Source organism: Burkholderia sp. BCC0097 (assembly GCF_902832985.1).
GTDB lineage: Bacteria > Pseudomonadota > Gammaproteobacteria > Burkholderiales > Burkholderiaceae > Burkholderia > Burkholderia orbicola.
In genome coordinates this window covers 1-18,145 of the sequence record NZ_CADFDM010000005.1, presented here as the reverse complement: position 1 = coordinate 18,145, position 18,145 = coordinate 1, and the positions used below count along the sequence as shown (strand labels likewise).

Genomic DNA, 18,145 nt, shown 5'->3' with positions numbered 1-18,145 from the left:
CCCGCGACGCATGCCAACCTGACCGAATGATCGCTTGAGCGACGGCCGCCCCGCTCGTCTAATCGGATCGAGCGCGGCCGTTTCGTCGCGCCGTCATCCGGAGACACGCATGACCCCGATCGAGCAGGAAGTCCGGCGCCGCTGGCTGCCCGTGCTGGCAGGCGGCCTGATCATGGGCGCCGCGCTCGGCATCCGCCACGTGCAGGGCCTGTTCCTCGCGCCCGTGTCGCTCGACCACGGCTGGTCGCGCGAGGCGTTCGGGCTCGCTCTGGCGCTGCAGAACCTGATCTGGGGCGTCGCGCAGCCGTTCACGGGGATGATCGCCGACCGCTTCGGCTCGGTGCGCGTGATCGTCGCCGGCATGCTGCTGTACGCGGTCGGGCTCGTCACGATGGCGCATGCGGCCACGACCGGCCTGTTCACGGTCGGCGCCGGGCTCGTGATCGGCGTCGCGCTGTCGGGCTCCGCGTTCGCGTCGATCTACGGCGCGCTGAGCCGCCTGTTTCCGCCCGACCGCCGCGGCTGGGCGCTCGGGGTCGCCGGCGCGATCGGCGGGCTCGGCCAGTTCTGCATGGTGCCCGTCGCTCAGGAACTGATCGGCGGCATCGGCTGGCGGCACGCGTTCATCGCGCTGGCGCTCGTCGCCGCGCTGCTCGCGCCGCTCGCCGTGCTGCTGCGGGACCGGCCCACGCAAGCGGCGGGCGCCGCTGCCGGCGCCGGCCAGTCGATCGGCGAAGCCGTGCGCGAGGCGTTCGCGCATCGCGGCTTCTGGCTGCTGAACGCGGGCTTCTTCGCGTGCGGCTTCCAGCTCGCGTTCGTCGCGACGCACCTGCCCGCGTACTTGCTCGACCACGGGTTGCCGGCGCGCCACGCGAGCATCGCGCTCGCGCTGATCGCGCTGACCAACGTGGCCGGCACTTACGCGTGCGGCCATCTCGGCGGGCTGCTGCGGCGCAAGTACGTGCTGTCGGTGCTGTACCTCGTGCGCGCGCTCGCGATGGCCGCGTTCGTCGCCGCGCCGCTGTCGCCCGCGAGCGTCTACGTGTTCGCGGCCGTGATGGGGTTCACGTGGCTCGGCACGGTGCCGCTGACGAACGGCGTGATCTCGCAGGTGTTCGGCGTGCGCTACATCGCGACGCTGTTCGGCTTCGTGTTCTTCGGGCACCAGCTCGGCAGCTTCTTCGGCGTGTGGCTCGGCGCAATCGTGTACGACGCAACGCACTCGTACATGCCGCTGTGGCTCGGCTCGATCGCGCTCGGCGTGCTCGCGGCGCTGCTGCACCTGCCGATCGACGACGCGCGCGTCGCGCGCCCGGCATCGGGCAATGCGGCATGGGCGTGATCCGCGCGGCACTGGCCGCCGGCACGCTCGCGTTCGTCGCGTGGTGCGGCGCGGCCTACTTCGATTCGGGCGTCGCGTACGCGCTGCTCGAGCACGTCGCGTTCTGCAACTGACGTGGCAAACCGAAGGGTACGGTCAGCGGCGCTTCGGCAACGCGGCCAGCGCATCGAGCGCACGGGCGCGCGCGGCCGCATGCTCGACGAGCGGCGCCGGATAGTCGACGCCGAGCCGGACGCCAGCCGCCTCGAGCGCCAGCGGCGACGCTTCCCACGGCGCATGGATCGACGCGTCGTCGAGGCCGGCGAGCTCGGGCACCCAGCGCCGCACGTACGCGCCGTCCGGGTCGAACTTCTGCCCCTGCGCGACCGGATTGAAGATGCGGAAATACGGCGCGGCGTCGGCGCCGCAGCCGGCCACCCACTGCCAGCTCGCCGCGTTGTTGGCGGGATCGGCATCGACCAGCGTGTCGCGGAACCATGCTTCGCCCGCGCGCCAGTCGATCAGCAGGTGTTTGATCAGGAACGACGCGACGACCATCCGCACGCGGTTGTGCATCCAGCCGGTCGTCCACAGTTCGCGCAGGCCCGCATCGACGAGCGGATAGCCGGTCCGGCCGCGCTGCCACGCACGTAACGCGGCGGGATCGTCGCGCCACGGCATCGCATCGAATTGCGCGCGGAAGTTGTCGGTCGCGAGCGCCGGGAAGTGATACAGCAGCGTGTAACTGAATTCGCGCCAGCCGAGCTCACTCAGGAACTTGTCGGCATCGGCCGCGTACGCCGCGCCGCCTGCGTTCGCGGCGCCCTGCACCGCATGCCACACCTGTCGCGGCGACACGTTGCCGAAACGCAGGAACGGCGACAGCCGGCTCGTCGCGGGACGGTCGGGACGGTCGCGCGCATCCGCATAGCCGGCGAGCGAGGTCGTCAGAAACGTGTCGAGTCGCGCGAGCGCGCCGGCTTCGTCGGGCGCCGGCCACGCGTCGCGCAGGCCGCCGGCCCAGTCCGGCGCATGCGGACGCAACGCGAGTGCGTCGAGCGCCAGCGCGCGGTCGCGCACGGCTTTCGGCCACGGATGAAACGCGATCCGCTCGGGTGCCGGCAGCGGCGCGGCGACCGTGCGATCGCGGCGCGCCGCGCGCCAGTACGCGGTGAACACCTGGTACGGGCCACCACTGCCCGTCAGCACCTCCCACGGCTCATTCAGCAGGCTGCCGTTGCTGCTCTCGACCGTCACGCCGCGCGCCTTGAGCGACGCCTTCAGCGCCGCGTCCGCGTCGCGCTGCGGCTGAGCATAGCGGCGGTTCCAGTACACGGCTGCTGCCCCCGTGTCACCGACGACGCGCTCGATCTCGCGCTGCGCGTCGCCGCGCAACAGCAGCAGGCGCCCGCCATGACGCGCGAGCGCGGCGTCGAGCCCGGCCAGCGCCCCGTGCAGCCACCAGCGCGCCGCCCCGCCGAGCGCGGGCCCGGCGCCGGCGCCCGTGTCGTCGACGAACACGCAGACGAGCGGCCGGCCGGATTCGACCGCGCGCGTCAGCGCGGGCTGATCGGTCACGCGCAGATCGTCGCGGAACCAGACGATCGCAGGGGCAGCGGACGGCTTGGCAGACACGGGCAGGCACCTCGATGGCGAAAGCAAAAGGAGACGCGTATTGTCGCGGCTGCGCTGCGCGATGTCGACGCCGGCCGTCATGGCCGGCACGCCACGAGCGACACCGCGCTCGTGCACACGATCCGCGTCAATCCGATGGAAGTCGCGCTACCGGCCGGCAGTACGCCCGGAAGGTTTCTCAGTCGGGGATACGTCGATCGGTTCCATGCACACCGCACACGGCTGACGCAACGCCGACCCCATCGAGTCACGCCGCGGCCGCTCGACGGCCCGACCATGCCCGCCGATGCGCCCGACTGATCCGGTCAACGATGCATCGCGTCAATCGAGCCGGAACGCGGCCTCGAAGCGCTCGGCAAACGCATCGAACGCGTCTTCCGGCAGATGGTTGATGCCGCCTGCGCGCTTGCGCCCGCCGCCGGTCGCGAAGCCGCGGCAGAACTCGTCCGCGCCGATCGGCCGGCCGTCGGGCACGCGCACGCTGACGACCAGCCCGCCGCCCGCGCGCGGCGACAGCACCGCGAGCGCCGCATGCGGCGCATTGCGCATCCGTTCGTTCGCGAGCATGCCGGTCGCGCGCCGCGCCCACGGATGATCGGGCATCCGGACCAGCGTCGCGCCCGGCACCTCGCGCAGCGGCGCGAGCGCGCACGCGCGCGCCATGTCGTCGCGGTAACCGTCGCGCAACGCGGCGAACACGGCCGTGTCGCGCACGAAATCGAGCGGATCGATGCACGGCAGCATGGCGTCCGCGAGCGTCGCCGGATCGAAGTGCAGATCGTCGACGCACTCGCCGTAGGCGTTGTAGTTCAGATAGCGGCCGAGTTCGGCGAGCATGCAGCGCTCGGCTTCGTCGACGCCATGCTCGCGTGCCAGCGCATCGCCGAGCGCCGGCAGTTCGTCGCCATGGGCGGCGACGATCGCCCAGCGCACGTACCGGCCGCCGAGATAGCGGTTCACGATCGCGCTCGTACAGACGTCGGCCGCCACGTCGATATGCGCGTCGAAGCGCGGATGGTCGGGCAGCTCGCCCGCAAAGTGATGGTCGAAGTAACGGACCGTCGCACCCTCGCGCAGCAGCCGCGCGCACGCGTCGCGGTTCTGGTCGTGCGACACGTCGAGCACGGTGACGATGTCGCCCGCGCCCGCGTCGATGCGTTCGAGCAGCTTGATGTCGCGCTTCACGCCGGTCACGAGCGTGCCGTGCACGCGTTCGGCGAGCCGCAGTTGCTGAAGCGCGCACAGGCCGTCCGCGTCGCCATTGAACGCGAAGACGTGCCGCGCGTACCGGTTGTCCTGCATGATTCGTTGCTCCATCGTCAACACATGAAATCGCCGCCGTTCGCGTCGAGTGGCGTGCACGGCGAGTTCGCGTGCCCGGTATTTTGCCGCAACCGCGAGCGCGTTCTTCAATAGAGCGTAGCCGCCCTCCCCTGCAAACGGCTTGCGGGGTGCCTGCATATCGTTCGTCACAATCGCGCTGCCGCCGCTTCATGGGCGGCAAGCCTTCCCGCATCCGCGTCAGCGTGCGAAGCCGGCGGGTATCGAGCGCTGCTCCGTCGAGATTGGTTTTCTCCACCGGCTCCGGAAATGGACCATGCGCGAATGAATGCGCCGCCTCGACCGCGGGTTTCACGCCGAACCCGCCCCTACGATCGGTGGCGGACGCAGCGTCACTCCATGTCATACGTCATCAGATGTGAAGACGCGCGCCTCCTCTCCCGAGATTTATCCAGGAACTCGGGATATTTTCGGGTAAACCCGTGACGTCATCCTCAGCCCACCGGCGTACCATGTCATACGACGACGTACTACATTGAATCGACATCCAGACGCCGACGCGGTCCGCCGCCCCGTCCGCCACCGCCCGACCGGAGACACCCTTGAACCCGCCCTCGTCCGCCCTCCCCGGCCGCGACCCGCTCGCGTCCGCCGTCTCGAAAGTGAAGTGGCACGTGCTGCCGCTCGTGCTGATCATGTTCGTCGCGAACTACATCGACCGCGTGAACGTCGGCTTCGTCGACCGCCATCTCGAAGCATCGATCGGCATCGGCGCGGCCGCGTACGGGCTCGGCGCCGGGCTGTTCTTCGTCGGCTATGCGCTGTTCGAAGTGCCGTCGAACCTGCTGATGCAGCGCTACGGCGCCCGCGTCTGGCTCGCGCGGATCATGGCGACGTGGGGCATCGTCGCGGCCGCGATGGCGTTCGTGTGGAACGACACGTCGTTCTACGCGCTGCGCTTCCTGCTCGGCGCGGCCGAGGCCGGCTTCTTCCCCGGCGTCGTGCTGTACCTTTCGCAATGGCTGCCGCCGCAGGAACGCGGCAAGGCGATGGCGATCTTCCTCGGCGGCTCCGCGTTCGCGTCGGTGCTGTCCGGGCCCGTCACCGGCGCGCTGCTGTCGATCCGCGGCTTCGGCCTTGAAGGCTGGCAATGGATGTTCCTGATCGAAGGGCTGTTCTCGGTCGCGCTGTGCGGCGCGAGCTGGCTGCTGCTGAAATCGCATATCCGCGATGCCACGTGGCTCACCGCCGAAGAACGCACGGCGCTGCAGAACGCGCTCGACGACGAGCGCGCGACGCGCGACGTCCGCTCGAACGTGCCGGTGCGCGCCACCACGCTGCTGCGCGATCCGCAGATCATGCTGTTCTGCTTCCTGTACTTCTCGATCCAGCTGACGATCTACGCGGCCACGTTCTGGCTGCCCACCATCATCCGCAAGATGGGCGGGCTCACCGATTTCCAGGTCGGCCTGTACAACACGATTCCGTGGATGATCGCGATCGGCGCGATGTACGGCTTCGCGGTGCTGTCGTCGAAGTGGAAGCATCCGCAGCGCTGGCTGGCGTGCGCGCTCGTGCTGGCCGCGTGCGGGCTGTTCGCGTCGACCTCCCATGATCCGGTCTGGTCGTTCGCGTCGATCTGCTTCGCCGCGCTCGGCTTCAAGGCCGCGTCGTCGCTGTTCTGGCCGATTCCGCAGGGCTACCTCGACACGCGCGTGGCCGCGGCCGTGATCGCGCTGATCAACTCGGTCGGCAACCTCGGCGGTTTCGTCGCGCCGACGGCCTTCGGCTATCTGAAGCAACATACGGGTTCGATCACGGGCGGGCTGTATGCGCTCGCGATCGCCTCGCTCGTCGCCGCGGTCGCCGCGCTGTTCGCGCGCACGCACCGGCGCAGCGATCCGCCGCGCGGCCAGCCGGCCGACGAAACCTTCTCGCACGCCTCGATGCTCCGCCATGCCGAACACTGACCGCCTGACCGTCGTCGTCTCGAATGCCGTCGACGGCGACCTCGCCACGTTCTCCCTCGCAGGCGACGGCACGCTCGCGCCGCTCGCCCGCTATCCCGCCGCCGACGTCGCGATGCCGATCGCCGTGCAGGCCGACCGCACGCGGCTCTACGTCGCGACCCGCGGCGAGCAGCCGACGATCGTCGCGTTCCGCATCGCCGCCACGGGCGCGCTCGCGCGCATCGGCACGACCGCGATCGACGCGAGCCATGCGTACCTGTCGCTCGACCGCAGCGGCCGCTGGCTGCTCGGCGCGTCGTATGGCGGGAATTCGCTGAGCCTCTACGACGCCGCGCGCGTGCGCGACGGCGACGGTACGCCGCTGCAAGTCGCGGGCGGCATCGCGAACGCGCACGCGGTGATCGTGTCGCCGGACAACCGTTTCGCGTACGTCAGCTCGCTCGGCTCGGACCGCGTGTTCGGCTTCGCGCTCGTCGAGGACGCCGCCGGCCTGCGCGCGGTCGAACACGGCGACACGCGCGTGCCGGCCGGCTTCGGCCCGCGTCACCTGCGGTTCGCGGATGACGGCCGCACGCTCGTCGTCGTCAGCGAATTCCAGGGAGCGCTCGCGACCTTCGCCCGCGACACCGACACCGGCCGGCTCGGCGATGCACACGTAAGCGCGCGCCACCCGGCCGTCGCCGAACTCGCGCAAGGCCATGCGCGCCCGCCCGCCCCGGCCGAACCGTCCGTGTGGGCCGCCGATCTGCACCTGACGCCTGACGAGCGCTTCGCGTACGTCAGCGAGCGCACGTCGAGCCGGTTGCTCGGCTACCGCCGCAATGAAGACGGCACGTTCGAGCCCGCGCACGCTACGCCCACCGAAGCGCAGCCGCGCGGCTTCGCGATCGATCCGTCGGGGCGCTGGCTCGTCGCCTGCGGCGAGCAGTCGGAACACGTGGCCGTGTATGCGATCGCGCCGGACGACGGCACGCTGTCGCTGCATATGCGCGTGCCGGGCGGCCGCGGTGCGAACTGGATCGCGATCGTCTGAAGGAGTGCAGGTTTGAAGAAGCATCCGCACCTGCGCGAGGACCGGCACGCCGGTGCCGACGCGGCGTTCAGCAACGTTCAGCGCCGCGCGCTCGGCGCCACGCCCGTCCAGCGCTTGAACGCCCGCGTGAAATTCGCGCGGTCGGTATAGCCGACGCGCGCAGCGATCTCGTCAACCGGCAACCGCGTGCCTTCGAGCAGCCGCAGCGCGTCGCGCAGCCGGATCTCGTCGAGCAGCGCCGAATAGGTCGCGCCGTATTCGGCAAGCTTGCGCTTGAGCGTGCGCGCCGATACATGCAGTTCGCGCGCGACGTCGTCGACCGACGGATAGCCGCCTTCGCCGCAGATCAGCAGGTTGCGCACGCGCTCCACGACGCTCTCCGCATAGCCGAGCCGCGCGAGTTCCGCCTCGCACTGCTGGACGATCATCTGCGCGGTCTGCGCGTTCGCGGTGCCGATCGGCTCGTCGAGCAGCGCGGCGTCGCAGCGGATGCGGTTCGCGCTCGCGTCGAAATGGCAGCGCGGCAGCCGCGCGCGATAACGCTCGAACCACGGCGGCTCCGGCCATTCGAAATGGAGTTCGGCGCGCGACTGCAGCGTGCGTCCCGGCGTCGGATACAGCAGCGAATTGAACAGGATCGCGGTTTCGACCAGAAAGTTTTCCACCGCGAACTGGCGCAGCCGGCCAAGCGGAAACGCTTCGAGCACGTCGATGTCGACGATGCCGTCGAGCTGCGCGAGCCGCACCGAGAAAAACGGCACGCGCGTCGGCAGGTAGCGGATGCCGAGCGCGATCGCCTCGCCGAGCGTCGCGCAGCTCATCAGCCCGAAGCCGATCAGCCCCGCTTTCGTCAGGCTGCTGCGCAGGCCGATCTCGATCGCGATCGACGGATCGTCGGTCGCATCGAGCAGGTTGAACACGATCGCCGCCTGCTGCAGCGGCGTGATGCGCGCATCGGGCTGCGCGAGCCGGTCGCGCTCGACACCCGAGCCGGCGAGAATGCGGCCGCCGTCGATGCCGCGCTCCTCGGCCAGCATCAGCATGAATAGCGCATACGCGGACGACACCGTCGCCTTGTTCAACTGGCGCGCGGCATCCGGAACGGACAAGGCCATGCGGCGAACTCCGGAACGGTTTCGGCGGATTGTAGCGTCGCTGGCCCGCAATGACACCGCTGCGGCACTCTAGCGAGTCGACATCCGCCCGGGCGGCCGCCCGCCGGCCAACCTGGCCCGAAATGACACCACCCTTGGCACCGACGGCCCTCGCATGCGTTCGGGCACGCGCCTATGCTTGTCACATCGGCATTGCGCCCCACTCTTTTCGCACGGATTCCGGTCGATGAGCCAACCCGCACGAACCGCCTTTCGCCACGACGCCGACCGGGTCGCGTACGTCCGCCGCGAAGTGAACGCCGCGAGCGATGCGATCCGCGCACGCTTTCCGCTGCTCGACCGCCAGAACCTCGTCGGCGCGACCGTGATGGCCGTGTCGGTGAGCGCGATGCTCGCGATCGCGTGGCTGTATGCGCGTGGCGCGATCGCGTGGTACGTCGCGCTGCCGCTCGCCGCGTTCGTCACGTCGCTGATCCACGAGCTCGAGCACGACCTGATCCACCTGATGTACTTCAAGAAGACGCCGTGGGCGTATCACCTGATGATGGCGCTGTGCTGGCTCACGCGGCCCGGCACGATCAACCCGTGGACGCGCCGGCGCATGCACCTGCATCACCACAAGGTGTCGGGCGGCGAATCCGATCTCGAGGAATTCGGCATCACCAACGGCGAGCGCTGGGGCGTGAAGCGCCTGCTGATGATCGCGGACGGCATGCTCGCCGTCGTGCTGCGGCCGGCCGCGATGCGCCGCAAGGTGAAGCAGTACGTGGCCGCGCAGCCGGTGCAGGCCCCGTCCGAACGCCTGCAGTTGCGCATCGAGCAGGTGTCGTCGTACATGCCGATCGGTCACCTGTACTACACGCTGTGGCACGCGTTCATCGTCTATCACGTCGGCCTGTTCGCGCTGCATGCGCTCGATGTCGCGGTGACGGTGCCAGCAGTCGTCGAGCGCGTGATGAGCGTCGTCGATTTCCTGGCGGTGGTGTGGCTTGGGCCGAACTTCTTGCGCAGCTTCTGCATCAACTTCGTCAGCTCGAACATGCACTATTTCGGCGACATCGACTCGCGCAACGTGATCCAGCAGACGCAGGTGCTGAACCCGTGGTGGATGCTGCCGTTCCAGCTGTTCTGCTTCAATTTCGGCAGCACGCACGCGATCCATCACTTCGTGGTGCGCGATCCGTTCTATATCCGCCAACTGACCGTGCGCCGTGCGCATGCGGCGCTGCGCGAAGTCGGCGTGCGCTTCAACGACGTCGGCACCTTCGCCCGCGCGAATCGCTGGGGCGGCTATCGCCCGTCTCGCCGCACGCACGACGCGCAGACCGACGCGTAACGCCGGCGACGCGCCGCGTCAGCGCCTCATCAAGCGTCGATCGGCGGCATCGGCCCCTGCCCGCGAATCCACGACCAGTTCGCGAGTTCGGCCATTTCCTTGTCGCCGCGGCTGTCGCCATACGCGAACAACTGCTTCGGCGGCCGGTTGCCCCACCATCCGCGCAGCCGGACGACCTTCTGCGGCCCCCAGCAGTTCTCGCCGTCGAGCCGCCCGGCGAAGATGCCGCGCTCGAACGCGAGCCGCGTCGCGAGTACCGCGTCGAAGCCGGCCGTCTTCGCCCACTTCTCCAGATACAGCGACGGCGACGCGCTGACCAGCACGACTTCATGCCCGCGCGCGCGATGCTCGCGAATGCGCTCGAGCATCTCCGGACGCACGAGGCTCGGCAGATAACCGTCGACGAACGTGCGCGCGTGCGCATCGAGCGCGTCTTCGCGGATCGGCCCGAACGCGAACGACGCGAACTTCGCCTTCGCGTCGCCGCGCGAGAGCAGCCCCGCCTTCATCGCGACGATCCACGGCAGCGCGCGCAGCCCCGCCCACGCGAAACGCGGCGTGCCGACCGCCTGGCGGACGAAATGGCGAAAGCTGTCGATGGTCGTGATGGTGCCGTCGAAATCGAAGGCGGCGACGATGCGGTCGGTCATGGAGAATCGGCGGGAGAGCGATGAGATGCCCGGGAAGATAGCAGACTCGCGGGGGCCCGCGCGAAACCGTGGAGTCCGTCCCGACGCCCATTCGGCGGTCGTACCCCGTCGCCCATGGACGCCCAGTTATCTCAAATAGTGGGCCAACCCTCTCGTAAACGACAATGATTCTCGTTTACGTTAGACTCCGCCGCTTGATAAAAACACGTCCGCGACAGTACGGACGCGTCACGCCGCCCGGATTCCGACTTGCCTCCCTGGGATGGATCACCGACCACACCCGATTTGCGTCCCATGTCGACACTTTCGTTACCCGTCCGGCGTCTCACGCCGATTGCCTTCGGCATTGCGCTCGCCTGCACCTTCCCTGCCGCCGCACGGGCCCAGCAGGCGACTTCCGCCGCCGTCAACGCCAATGCCGCGCCCGATGCCGCCATGCTGCCGTCGATCAACGTGACCGGCGCGGCCGAGCCGCTGCCCGGCGACCTCGCACCGACCTACGCCGGCGGCCAGGTCGCGCGCGGCGCGGATTTCGGCGTGCTCGGCCGGCAAAAGGCGAGCGACGTGCCGTTCAGCATGACCACCTATACGTCGAAACTGATCGAGGACCAGCAGGCGCGCACGCTCGCCGACGTACTCGACAACGACCCGGCCGTGCGCAGCGCCTCCGGCTACGGCAACTTCTCGCAGGTATTCGTCATCCGCGGTTTCGAGCTTGCCGGCGACGACGTGTCGCTCAACGGCCTGTACGGCGTCACGCCGCGGCAACTCGTCCAGACCGATGCGGTCGAGCGCGTCGACGTGTTCAAGGGCGCGAATGCCTTCCTGAACGGGGCGTCGCCGAACGGCTCGGCGGTCGGCGGCGGCGTGAACCTGCAACTGAAGCGCGCGGACGACAAGCCGCTCACGCGCGTCACCGTCGACGGCGCCACGTCCGGTTCGCTCGGCACGCATGTCGACATCGGCCGCCGCTTCGGCAGCGAAGGCCAGTTCGGCGTGCGCGTGAACCAGTCGATCAGCGGCGGCGACACGGCCGTCGACGACGAGCGCCGCCACAGCAACGTGACGGCGGTTTCGCTCGACTGGCGCGGCGACAAGCTGCGACTGTCCGGCGACTTCCTGTATCAGCGGCAGCGGATCGACAACGGCCGCCCGGTCGTGCTCGTCAGCGGCGATCAGTTGCCCGCCGTGCCGTCGGCGACACACAACTATGCGCAGCCGTGGAGCTTCAGCGAACTGGAGGACACGGTCGGCATCGTGCGCGCCGAGTACGACTTCCTGCCGGCATGGACGGCCTACGTATCGGCCGGCGCACGCCATACGAACGAGCATGGCGACTATTACACGCCGACCTACTCGTCGTCCGGCACGACCGGCTCGCGCCTGAGCGTGCCGCACAAGGAAGATGCGCAGTCGGCCGAGGCCGGCGTACGCGGCCGCTTCACGACCGGCCCCGTGTCGCACTTCGTGACGGCCGGCGCGTCGTTCATCCGCATCGACAGCCAGTCCGCGTACACGATGTCGAACGCGTTCCCGACGACGCTCTACGATCCCGCGCCGATCCCGTCTCCGCCAACGGCCTACACGGGCGGCGACATGAACGATCCGGGCACGGTCACGAAGACCTGGCTGCGCAGCCTCGCGGTGTCCGATACGCTCGGCTTCCTCGACGACCGCGTGCTGTTCACGATCGGCGCGCGCCGCCAGTCGATTTCGGTCGACAACTTCAGCTACACGGGCGCGGTCACGGGCGTCTACAGCGACGCGATCACGACGCCCGTGTTCGGTCTCGTCGTGAAGCCGTGGCGCAACGTGTCGATCTTCGCGAACCGCAGCGAAGCGCTCGCCCAGGGCGAGATCGCGCCGAACACCGCGCGCAACGCAGGCCAGGCGCTGTCGCCGTACCGGTCGAAACAATATGAAGCCGGCATCCGCTACGACACCGACAAGTACGGTGCGTCGCTTGCGCTGTTCCAGATCGAGAAGCCGATGGCGTACACCGATCCGGCGACGAACCTGTTCGGCGCCGACGGCATGCAGCGGCACCGCGGCATCGAGACGGCCGTGTACGGCGAGCCGTGGAAAGGCGTGCGGCTGATCGCCGGCGCGACGTACCTCAACGCGACGCTGCGGAACACGGCGAGCGGCGCGAACGACGGCCACCGGCCGATCGGCGTGCCGTCGTTCCTGCTCAACGCGGGTGCCGAATACGACGTGCCGATGCTGCGCGGGCTCACGCTGACCGCGCGCTGGCTCCACACGGGGCCGCAGTACCTGGACGTCGCGAACACGATGTCGATCCGGGCATGGGACCGCTTCGACCTCGGCGCGCGCTACGCGACAAACGTGTTCGGCAAGAAGACGACGTTGCGCGCGACCGTGCGCAACGTCGCGAACAAGTCGTACTGGTCATCGACGATCGGCGGATACCTGACGCAGGGCGACCCGCGCTCGGTGTGGCTGTCGATGACGACGAATTTCTGACCGACGCGCAAGGTAGTGGCGGGCCGCCGCCAGAGTTTGCTATACTCTCGGTCTTCCGGAGAGATGGATGAGTGGTTTAAGTCGCACGCCTGGAAAGCGTGTATAGGTTAATCGCCTATCGGGGGTTCGAATCCCCCTCTCTCCGCCAGGATTCACCCAAAAGCCCCGCAGAATCTATATTCTGTGGGGCTTTTTGTTTTCCGGCTCGCAAACCGATATCAAAGTGCCGCTTGGGGGCAGAATAGGGGAAGATACGGGAATGCCTTGCCGTTCTTCGGTGAAGTCGAGCATCGTCGGTCGAGACGGCGATGAACCAGCGAAAGCAAACGTACGAATCGGTCCATGCGCGCTGGAGGAAGATTTCGCCCCGCATATCCTGTGAAGCGCCACCGTCACAGTAGGCAGGAATCATGGTCGGCAGCGTGTCGAATTCCTGTAAAAAATTCTGCCTAACACGGAAGCATCGGGGCCCACGTGAACGTCGCCTCGAATCGAATGAGCCACCACGTTAAGGTCGGTATGTACCTCCTGTCGCTGTGGTTGCTCTTCGTGCCCGTTATTTAATAGCGGGTGTCGACGCAACGATCTGTCTTGATTGCGCGCTCCTCCCTCGTCCGAGCTCTAGCGACGTTGGCACTGAAAAGAAGATGACTTATCCTCCGATAGTCTGCCTTCTAGAATCTCGATCTCAATACGAAAAGGTGAAAGCACGTGTCACTACGGAAAGGTGTGCATGTCGCGCTATGGCTTGCGAGCGCTTGCAGTTTCATGGGCTTTTCAGGTGCCTTCGTTGCGGTCGCATCCGCTGTCGAGCCGGGCGAGTATTTCTATGTCGAAGGCGGTCACTCACATGGCGCGCTCGTCGTGAAGGGCGGCCGATTCACGCTGGATACGATTGGAGGCAACTGCCACACCTGTTCGCTCACGGGCACGCTCAAAGGCAATACGGGCGTGGCCACTGATGGCGGCGAAACATGTCGCATTTCCATCACTGGCGGCCACGGCGCGGTGAAGGTCGATTCCGGCAATACCGATGCGTGCCGTTCGTATTGCGGTGTACGCGCGATGTTTGACGGCGCCTATCGACAGCCCACCGCAGCGTGTACGGACCGCTCACGTGCGGCACGACTCACGCAGGCCCGCGCTCTTTATGTGAAGAAGAACTACGCGGCGGCCGAGATGGTATTTACATCATTGATCGACGAATGCACGCGCGACATGGACTGGATCGAGATCGATCGCGTGCGCAGCGATCTCGCGCTGACGCAATACCATCTCGGCAAAAGTGCAAGATGCCTTGCTACGCTCTCGCAGACGACGGCGATGCGCAATCATGACGACAGCGACAAGGAGAGTGACGCCTCGTTCGGCCTGCCACCTTGCGACGCGACCAACTACCAGTCGACGGGGAAAGCGATCCTGCACAATGCCGCGCTATGCAAAGCGCCTGTTGCGGCACGCGGGGTCACGAATTGAACGTGAGCCGAGCGGCGGGCTTGATGAGTCGGCAAAGTTGGGCGTGCGTTACACGGCGACATCCGGCCGAACGCACTGGCGGCAGGTGCGGTCCATCGGGCCTATCCGCGTTTCGTCGCCCCTCCCCCTCACGGATGCCGAATATAATCCACCAACGCCCGCGTATACTCATCCGGCCGCTTATCACACAGACTCACCACGATCGCCACCGCGAACCCGGCCGGCACGCCGAACACGCCTGAGCTGATCGGCTCGATCCCGAACCACGTGCGCCCGGCGAACCCGGTCAACTGCGTGAAGAACGGATAAGTCGACACGATGTAATACACACACACCGCCAGCCCCGTCACCATCCCGGCAATCGCGCCACGCGTCGTCGTGCGCTTCCAGAACACCCCCAGCACCAGCACCGGAAAAAAGCTCGACGCCGCCAGCGAAAACGCGGCGCCGACGAGGAACAGGATCTTCCCGGTATTGAGCGACGCGACATACGACGCGAACAGCGCCACCCCCAGCAGCAGCACCTTCGAGATCGTCACGCGCCGCTGGCTCGACGCATCGGGCGCGACCATGCAGTAATAGACGTCGTGCGACAGCGCATTCGCGATCGTCAGCAGCAGTCCGTCCGCGGTCGACAGCGCCGCGGCCAGCGCACCGGCCGCGATCAGCCCCGACACCACGTACGGCAGCCCCGCGATCTCCGGCGCGGCCAGCACGACCATGTCCGGCTGCATCTGGATTTCCGACCAGTGCACGATGCCGTCGCGAATCACCTCGACGACACTGATCAGGTCCGGTTCGAAGTGATGCCATTGCGTGACCCACGCCGGCAATTCGGCGAACGGCCGCCCGACGAGATTCGCGAGGATCTCGTACTTGATCAGCACCGCGAGCACCGGCACGCTCAGATAGAACAGCGCGATGAAGAACAGCGTCCAGCCGACCGAGCGCCGTGCCGACGCGACCGACGTGGTCGTGTTGTAGCGCGTCAGGATGTGCGGCAGGCTCGCGGTGCCGAGCGACAGGCACAGCAGCAGCGCGAGGAAATTCCGCTCGCGCGGCTTGCGTTCGTCTTCGCTCGCGGCCGGAAACGGCTCGTGCATCGGCACGGGCGGCTCGGCCCGCGCAAGCAGGTCGTCGCGCGCCTGCGTCCACGCCACGCGCGCCGCTGCCGGATCGCGCGGGAAATCGGCCAGTTCGCGCTCGCGCTGGCTGATCTCGCGCAGCGGCCCGTTGTGACGCCGCAGGTCGGCAAGCTGGTCGACGAGATGCCGGCGCGCATCCGCATAGGACGCCGGCAACCGGTCGAGCCGCGTCTGGATAGCCGCGGCCTGCCGGCGATACGCATCGCGCACCTGCTGCTCGTCGTGCGCGTCGCGCACCTGCGCCTCGCGCGCCGCGACGCGCTCCATCAGCTTGCCGTAATTGAACTGCGGCACGGGGCCTAGGCCGTTCTTCATCGCGATCAGCGACACCGGAATCAGGATCGCGCTGATCAGGATGATGTACTGCGCGACCTGCGTCCACGTAACCGCGCGCATCCCGCCGAGAAACGAGCACACGAGAATGCCCGCGAGCCCGCAGAAGATGCCGATCGCGAAATCGACGCCGATGAAGCGCGTCGCGATCAGGCCGATCCCCTGGATCTGCGCGACCAGGTACACGAACGAACACAGGATCGCCGCACCGGCCGCAAGCGCACGCACGGCCGTGCTCGAGAAGCGCGTGCCGAGAAAGTCGGGAATCGTGTAACGCGCGAGCTTGCGCACATACGGCGCAAGCAGGAACGCGACGAGGCAGAACCCGCCCGTCCAGCCCATCACGTACGCGAGCGCGTCGTAACCGGTCGCGTAGAGCGAGCCGGCCAGGCCGATGAACGACGCGGCCGACAGCCAGTCGGCCGCCGTCGCCATCCCGTTGAACGCGGACGGCACGCGCCGCCCGGCCACGTAGTACTCGACGAGATCGGACGTGCGCGACAACAAGCCGATCACCGCGTACACGGCGATCGGCACGAACAGGAACACGTAGCCGATCCAGACGCCCGAGCCCGTCGCGCGCTCGATCCGCCACATCAGCAGCACGAAGCCGAGAAAGCCGAGCGTGTAGAGCGCGTATGCGCGTATCAGTCGATGCGTCAGCATGAATCAGCGCCCGCCGTTCGCATGGCCGGCGCGCGCCGCATGCTCGTCGTATGCGCGGCGCAGCGTGCGGTCCGCCCGTTGCATCAACCCGATGTAGACGACGATCAGCACGAGGTACACGAGTATCGCGCCCTGCGCGCCGACATAGAACGGCAGGCTGAAGCCGGCGAAGCGAACGCCGGCGAGCGCCGGCCCGAAGAACGGCACGATGAACGACACCGCGAAGCCGATCACCATCAGCACCGCGATCAGCGCGACGTTGAAGCGCCAGTAGCGTGCGTGCGCACGCGCGAGCGGTTCGGGAACGGGAGGTGGCGCGGCAGGCGCCGAACGGGTCGGAACGGTCATGCCGTTATGTAGCAAAAAGCCCCTGCGCGGGCAATCGGGATTGCCGCGCAGGGGCTCGCGCGCGAGATGCGCAACCGGCAGGCGCTCAGCGCACTTCGGTGAGCTGCTCGAGGATGGCCGGATTCTCGAGCGTGGACGTATCCTGCGTGATCGCCTCGCCCTTCGCGAGCGAGCGCAGCAGGCGCCGCATGATCTTGCCCGAGCGGGTCTTCGGCAGGTTGTCGCCGAAGCGGATGTCCTTCGGCTTCGCGATCGGTCCGATCTGCTTGCCCACCCAGTCGCGCAGCGTCTTCGCGAGCGCCGCCGCTTCGTCGCCTTCCGGACGCGAGCGCTTCAGCACCACGAAAGCGACCACCGCTTCACCGGTCGTGTCGTCCGGACGGCCGACCACCGCCGCCTCGGCCACCAGCTCATGCGACACCAGCGCCGACTCGATCTCCATCGTGCCCAGCCGGTGGCCCGACACGTTCAGCACGTCGTCGATCCGGCCCATGATCGTGAAGTAGCCGGTCTCCTTGTCGCGCACGGTGCCGTCGCCGGCCAGATACAGCGTGCCGCCGAGTTCTTCCGGGTAATAGCTCTTCTTGAAACGCTCCGGGTCACCCCAGATCGTGCGGATCATCGCGGGCCACGGGCGCTTGACGACCAGAATGCCGCCTTGCCCGTTCGGCACGTCCTGCCCCGTTTCGTCGACCACCGCGGCCGTGATGCCCGGCAGCGGCAGCGTGCACGAGCCCGGGACGGTCGGCGTCGCGCCCGGCAGCGGCGTGATCATGTGGCCGCCGGTTTCGGTCTGCCACCACGTGTCGACGATCGGGCAGCGCTCGTGGCCGACGTGCTTGTGGTACCACATCCACGCTTCCGGGTTGATCGGCTCGCCGACCGTGCCGATGATGCGCAGGCTCGACAGGTCATAGCTCTTCGGATGGACCTTGTCGTCGGCTTCGGCGGCCTTGATCAGCGAACGGATCGCGGTCGGTGCGGTGTAGAACACGGTGACCTTGTGATCGCCGATCATCTTCCAGAAACGGCCGGCGTCCGGATACGTCGGCACGCCTTCGAACACGACCTGCGTGCCGCCGCACGCGAGGGGGCCGTAGGTGATGTACGTGTGGCCCGTGACCCAGCCGATGTCGGCCGTGCACCAGAACACGTCGTCGGGTTTCCAGTCGAAGGTCCACTTCATCGTCTGCGCGGCCCACAGCAGGTAGCCGCCGGTGCTGTGCTGCACGCCCTTCGGCTTGCCGGTCGAGCCCGACGTATACAGGATGAACAGCGGATGCTCGGCGCCGACCCAGGTCGGCTCGCAGGTGTCGGACTCGCCGTCCGTGAGCTCGTGCATCCACAGGTCG

At 67.8% G+C, this 18,145-nt stretch carries 14 protein-coding genes and 1 tRNA gene; 8 read left to right on the top strand and 7 right to left on the bottom strand.

Features of this window, described 5'->3' with window-relative positions; translation table 11 throughout:
* Window positions 1–109 precede the first annotated feature (109 nt).
* Together HWX07_RS17585 and HWX07_RS37185 are read left to right on the top strand one after the other, a co-directional pair.
* Entirely contained in the window at window positions 110–1,342 is a 1,233-nt protein-coding gene (locus HWX07_RS17585; protein WP_175877135.1) for an MFS transporter, read from the top strand.
* Window positions 1,333–1,455 (top strand): hypothetical protein, encoded by a 123-nt coding sequence (locus HWX07_RS37185; protein ID WP_027807194.1) that lies wholly within the window; start codon window positions 1,333–1,335, stop codon window positions 1,453–1,455. Before HWX07_RS17585 ends, HWX07_RS37185 begins: the two co-directional genes overlap by 10 nt.
* 22 nt (window positions 1,456–1,477) lie before the next feature.
* Here HWX07_RS37185 and HWX07_RS17580 read toward each other — a convergent pair whose 3' ends face one another.
* The gene (locus HWX07_RS17580; protein WP_175877134.1) at window positions 1,478–2,956 is read right to left on the bottom strand and encodes a deoxyribodipyrimidine photo-lyase; all 1,479 of its coding nucleotides are present in this window, start codon (window positions 2,954–2,956) and stop codon (window positions 1,478–1,480) included.
* 321 nt (window positions 2,957–3,277) lie between these two features.
* Window positions 3,278–4,258, bottom strand: a complete 981-nt coding sequence (locus tag HWX07_RS17575) for an acetyltransferase (RefSeq protein ID WP_175877133.1) — start codon at window positions 4,256–4,258, stop codon at window positions 3,278–3,280.
* A 581-nt stretch (window positions 4,259–4,839) separates the two neighbouring features.
* On the opposite strand from HWX07_RS17575, the gene HWX07_RS17570 reads away from it, so the two are divergent.
* Both HWX07_RS17570 and HWX07_RS17565 read left to right on the top strand, forming a co-directional pair.
* Window positions 4,840–6,207: an MFS transporter gene (locus tag HWX07_RS17570; protein ID WP_175877132.1), complete on the top strand. Its 1,368-nt coding sequence runs from the start codon at window positions 4,840–4,842 to the stop codon at window positions 6,205–6,207.
* Window positions 6,194–7,240 (top strand): beta-propeller fold lactonase family protein, encoded by a 1,047-nt coding sequence (locus HWX07_RS17565; RefSeq protein ID WP_175877131.1) that lies wholly within the window; start codon window positions 6,194–6,196, stop codon window positions 7,238–7,240. The genes HWX07_RS17570 and HWX07_RS17565 overlap by 14 nt, the downstream gene beginning before the upstream one ends.
* Before the next feature lie 77 nt (window positions 7,241–7,317).
* Here HWX07_RS17565 and HWX07_RS17560 read toward each other — a convergent pair whose 3' ends face one another.
* On the bottom strand, window positions 7,318–8,355 hold the full coding sequence (locus tag HWX07_RS17560) for an AraC family transcriptional regulator (protein WP_175877130.1): 1,038 nt from the start codon (window positions 8,353–8,355) through the stop codon (window positions 7,318–7,320).
* Window positions 8,356–8,581: 226 nt separating this feature from the next.
* On the opposite strand from HWX07_RS17560, the gene HWX07_RS17555 reads away from it, so the two are divergent.
* The gene (locus tag HWX07_RS17555) at window positions 8,582–9,691 is read left to right on the top strand and encodes a fatty acid desaturase (RefSeq protein WP_175877129.1); all 1,110 of its coding nucleotides are present in this window, start codon (window positions 8,582–8,584) and stop codon (window positions 9,689–9,691) included.
* Window positions 9,692–9,720: 29 nt separating this feature from the next.
* Here HWX07_RS17555 and HWX07_RS17550 read toward each other — a convergent pair whose 3' ends face one another.
* Entirely contained in the window at window positions 9,721–10,341 is a 621-nt protein-coding gene (locus HWX07_RS17550; protein WP_175877128.1) for an HAD family hydrolase, read from the bottom strand.
* A 294-nt stretch (window positions 10,342–10,635) separates the two neighbouring features.
* Between HWX07_RS17550 and HWX07_RS17545 the strand changes: the two genes are divergently transcribed.
* From HWX07_RS17545 to HWX07_RS17535, 3 genes are all read left to right on the top strand, one after another.
* On the top strand, window positions 10,636–12,825 hold the full coding sequence (locus HWX07_RS17545; RefSeq protein WP_175877127.1) for a TonB-dependent siderophore receptor: 2,190 nt from the start codon (window positions 10,636–10,638) through the stop codon (window positions 12,823–12,825).
* Window positions 12,826–12,882: 57 nt separating this feature from the next.
* Window positions 12,883–12,973, top strand: a tRNA-Ser gene (locus HWX07_RS17540).
* A 563-nt stretch (window positions 12,974–13,536) separates the two neighbouring features.
* Window positions 13,537–14,301: a hypothetical protein gene (locus tag HWX07_RS17535; RefSeq protein WP_244130008.1), complete on the top strand. Its 765-nt coding sequence runs from the start codon at window positions 13,537–13,539 to the stop codon at window positions 14,299–14,301.
* A 128-nt stretch (window positions 14,302–14,429) separates the two neighbouring features.
* Here HWX07_RS17535 and HWX07_RS17530 read toward each other — a convergent pair whose 3' ends face one another.
* The 3 genes from HWX07_RS17530 to HWX07_RS17520 form a co-directional block, all read right to left on the bottom strand.
* The gene (locus tag HWX07_RS17530) at window positions 14,430–16,445 is read right to left on the bottom strand and encodes a sodium:solute symporter family protein (RefSeq protein WP_027813692.1); all 2,016 of its coding nucleotides are present in this window, start codon (window positions 16,443–16,445) and stop codon (window positions 14,430–14,432) included.
* A gap of 3 nt (window positions 16,446–16,448) precedes the next feature.
* A complete protein-coding gene (locus tag HWX07_RS17525; RefSeq protein WP_023477496.1) occupies window positions 16,449–16,793 on the bottom strand; it encodes a DUF4212 domain-containing protein in 345 nt (114 codons plus the stop codon).
* 85 nt (window positions 16,794–16,878) lie between these two features.
* Window positions 16,879–18,145 (bottom strand): acetate--CoA ligase (locus tag HWX07_RS17520; protein WP_175877126.1); only part of this gene is annotated, 1,267 nt, incomplete at its 5' end.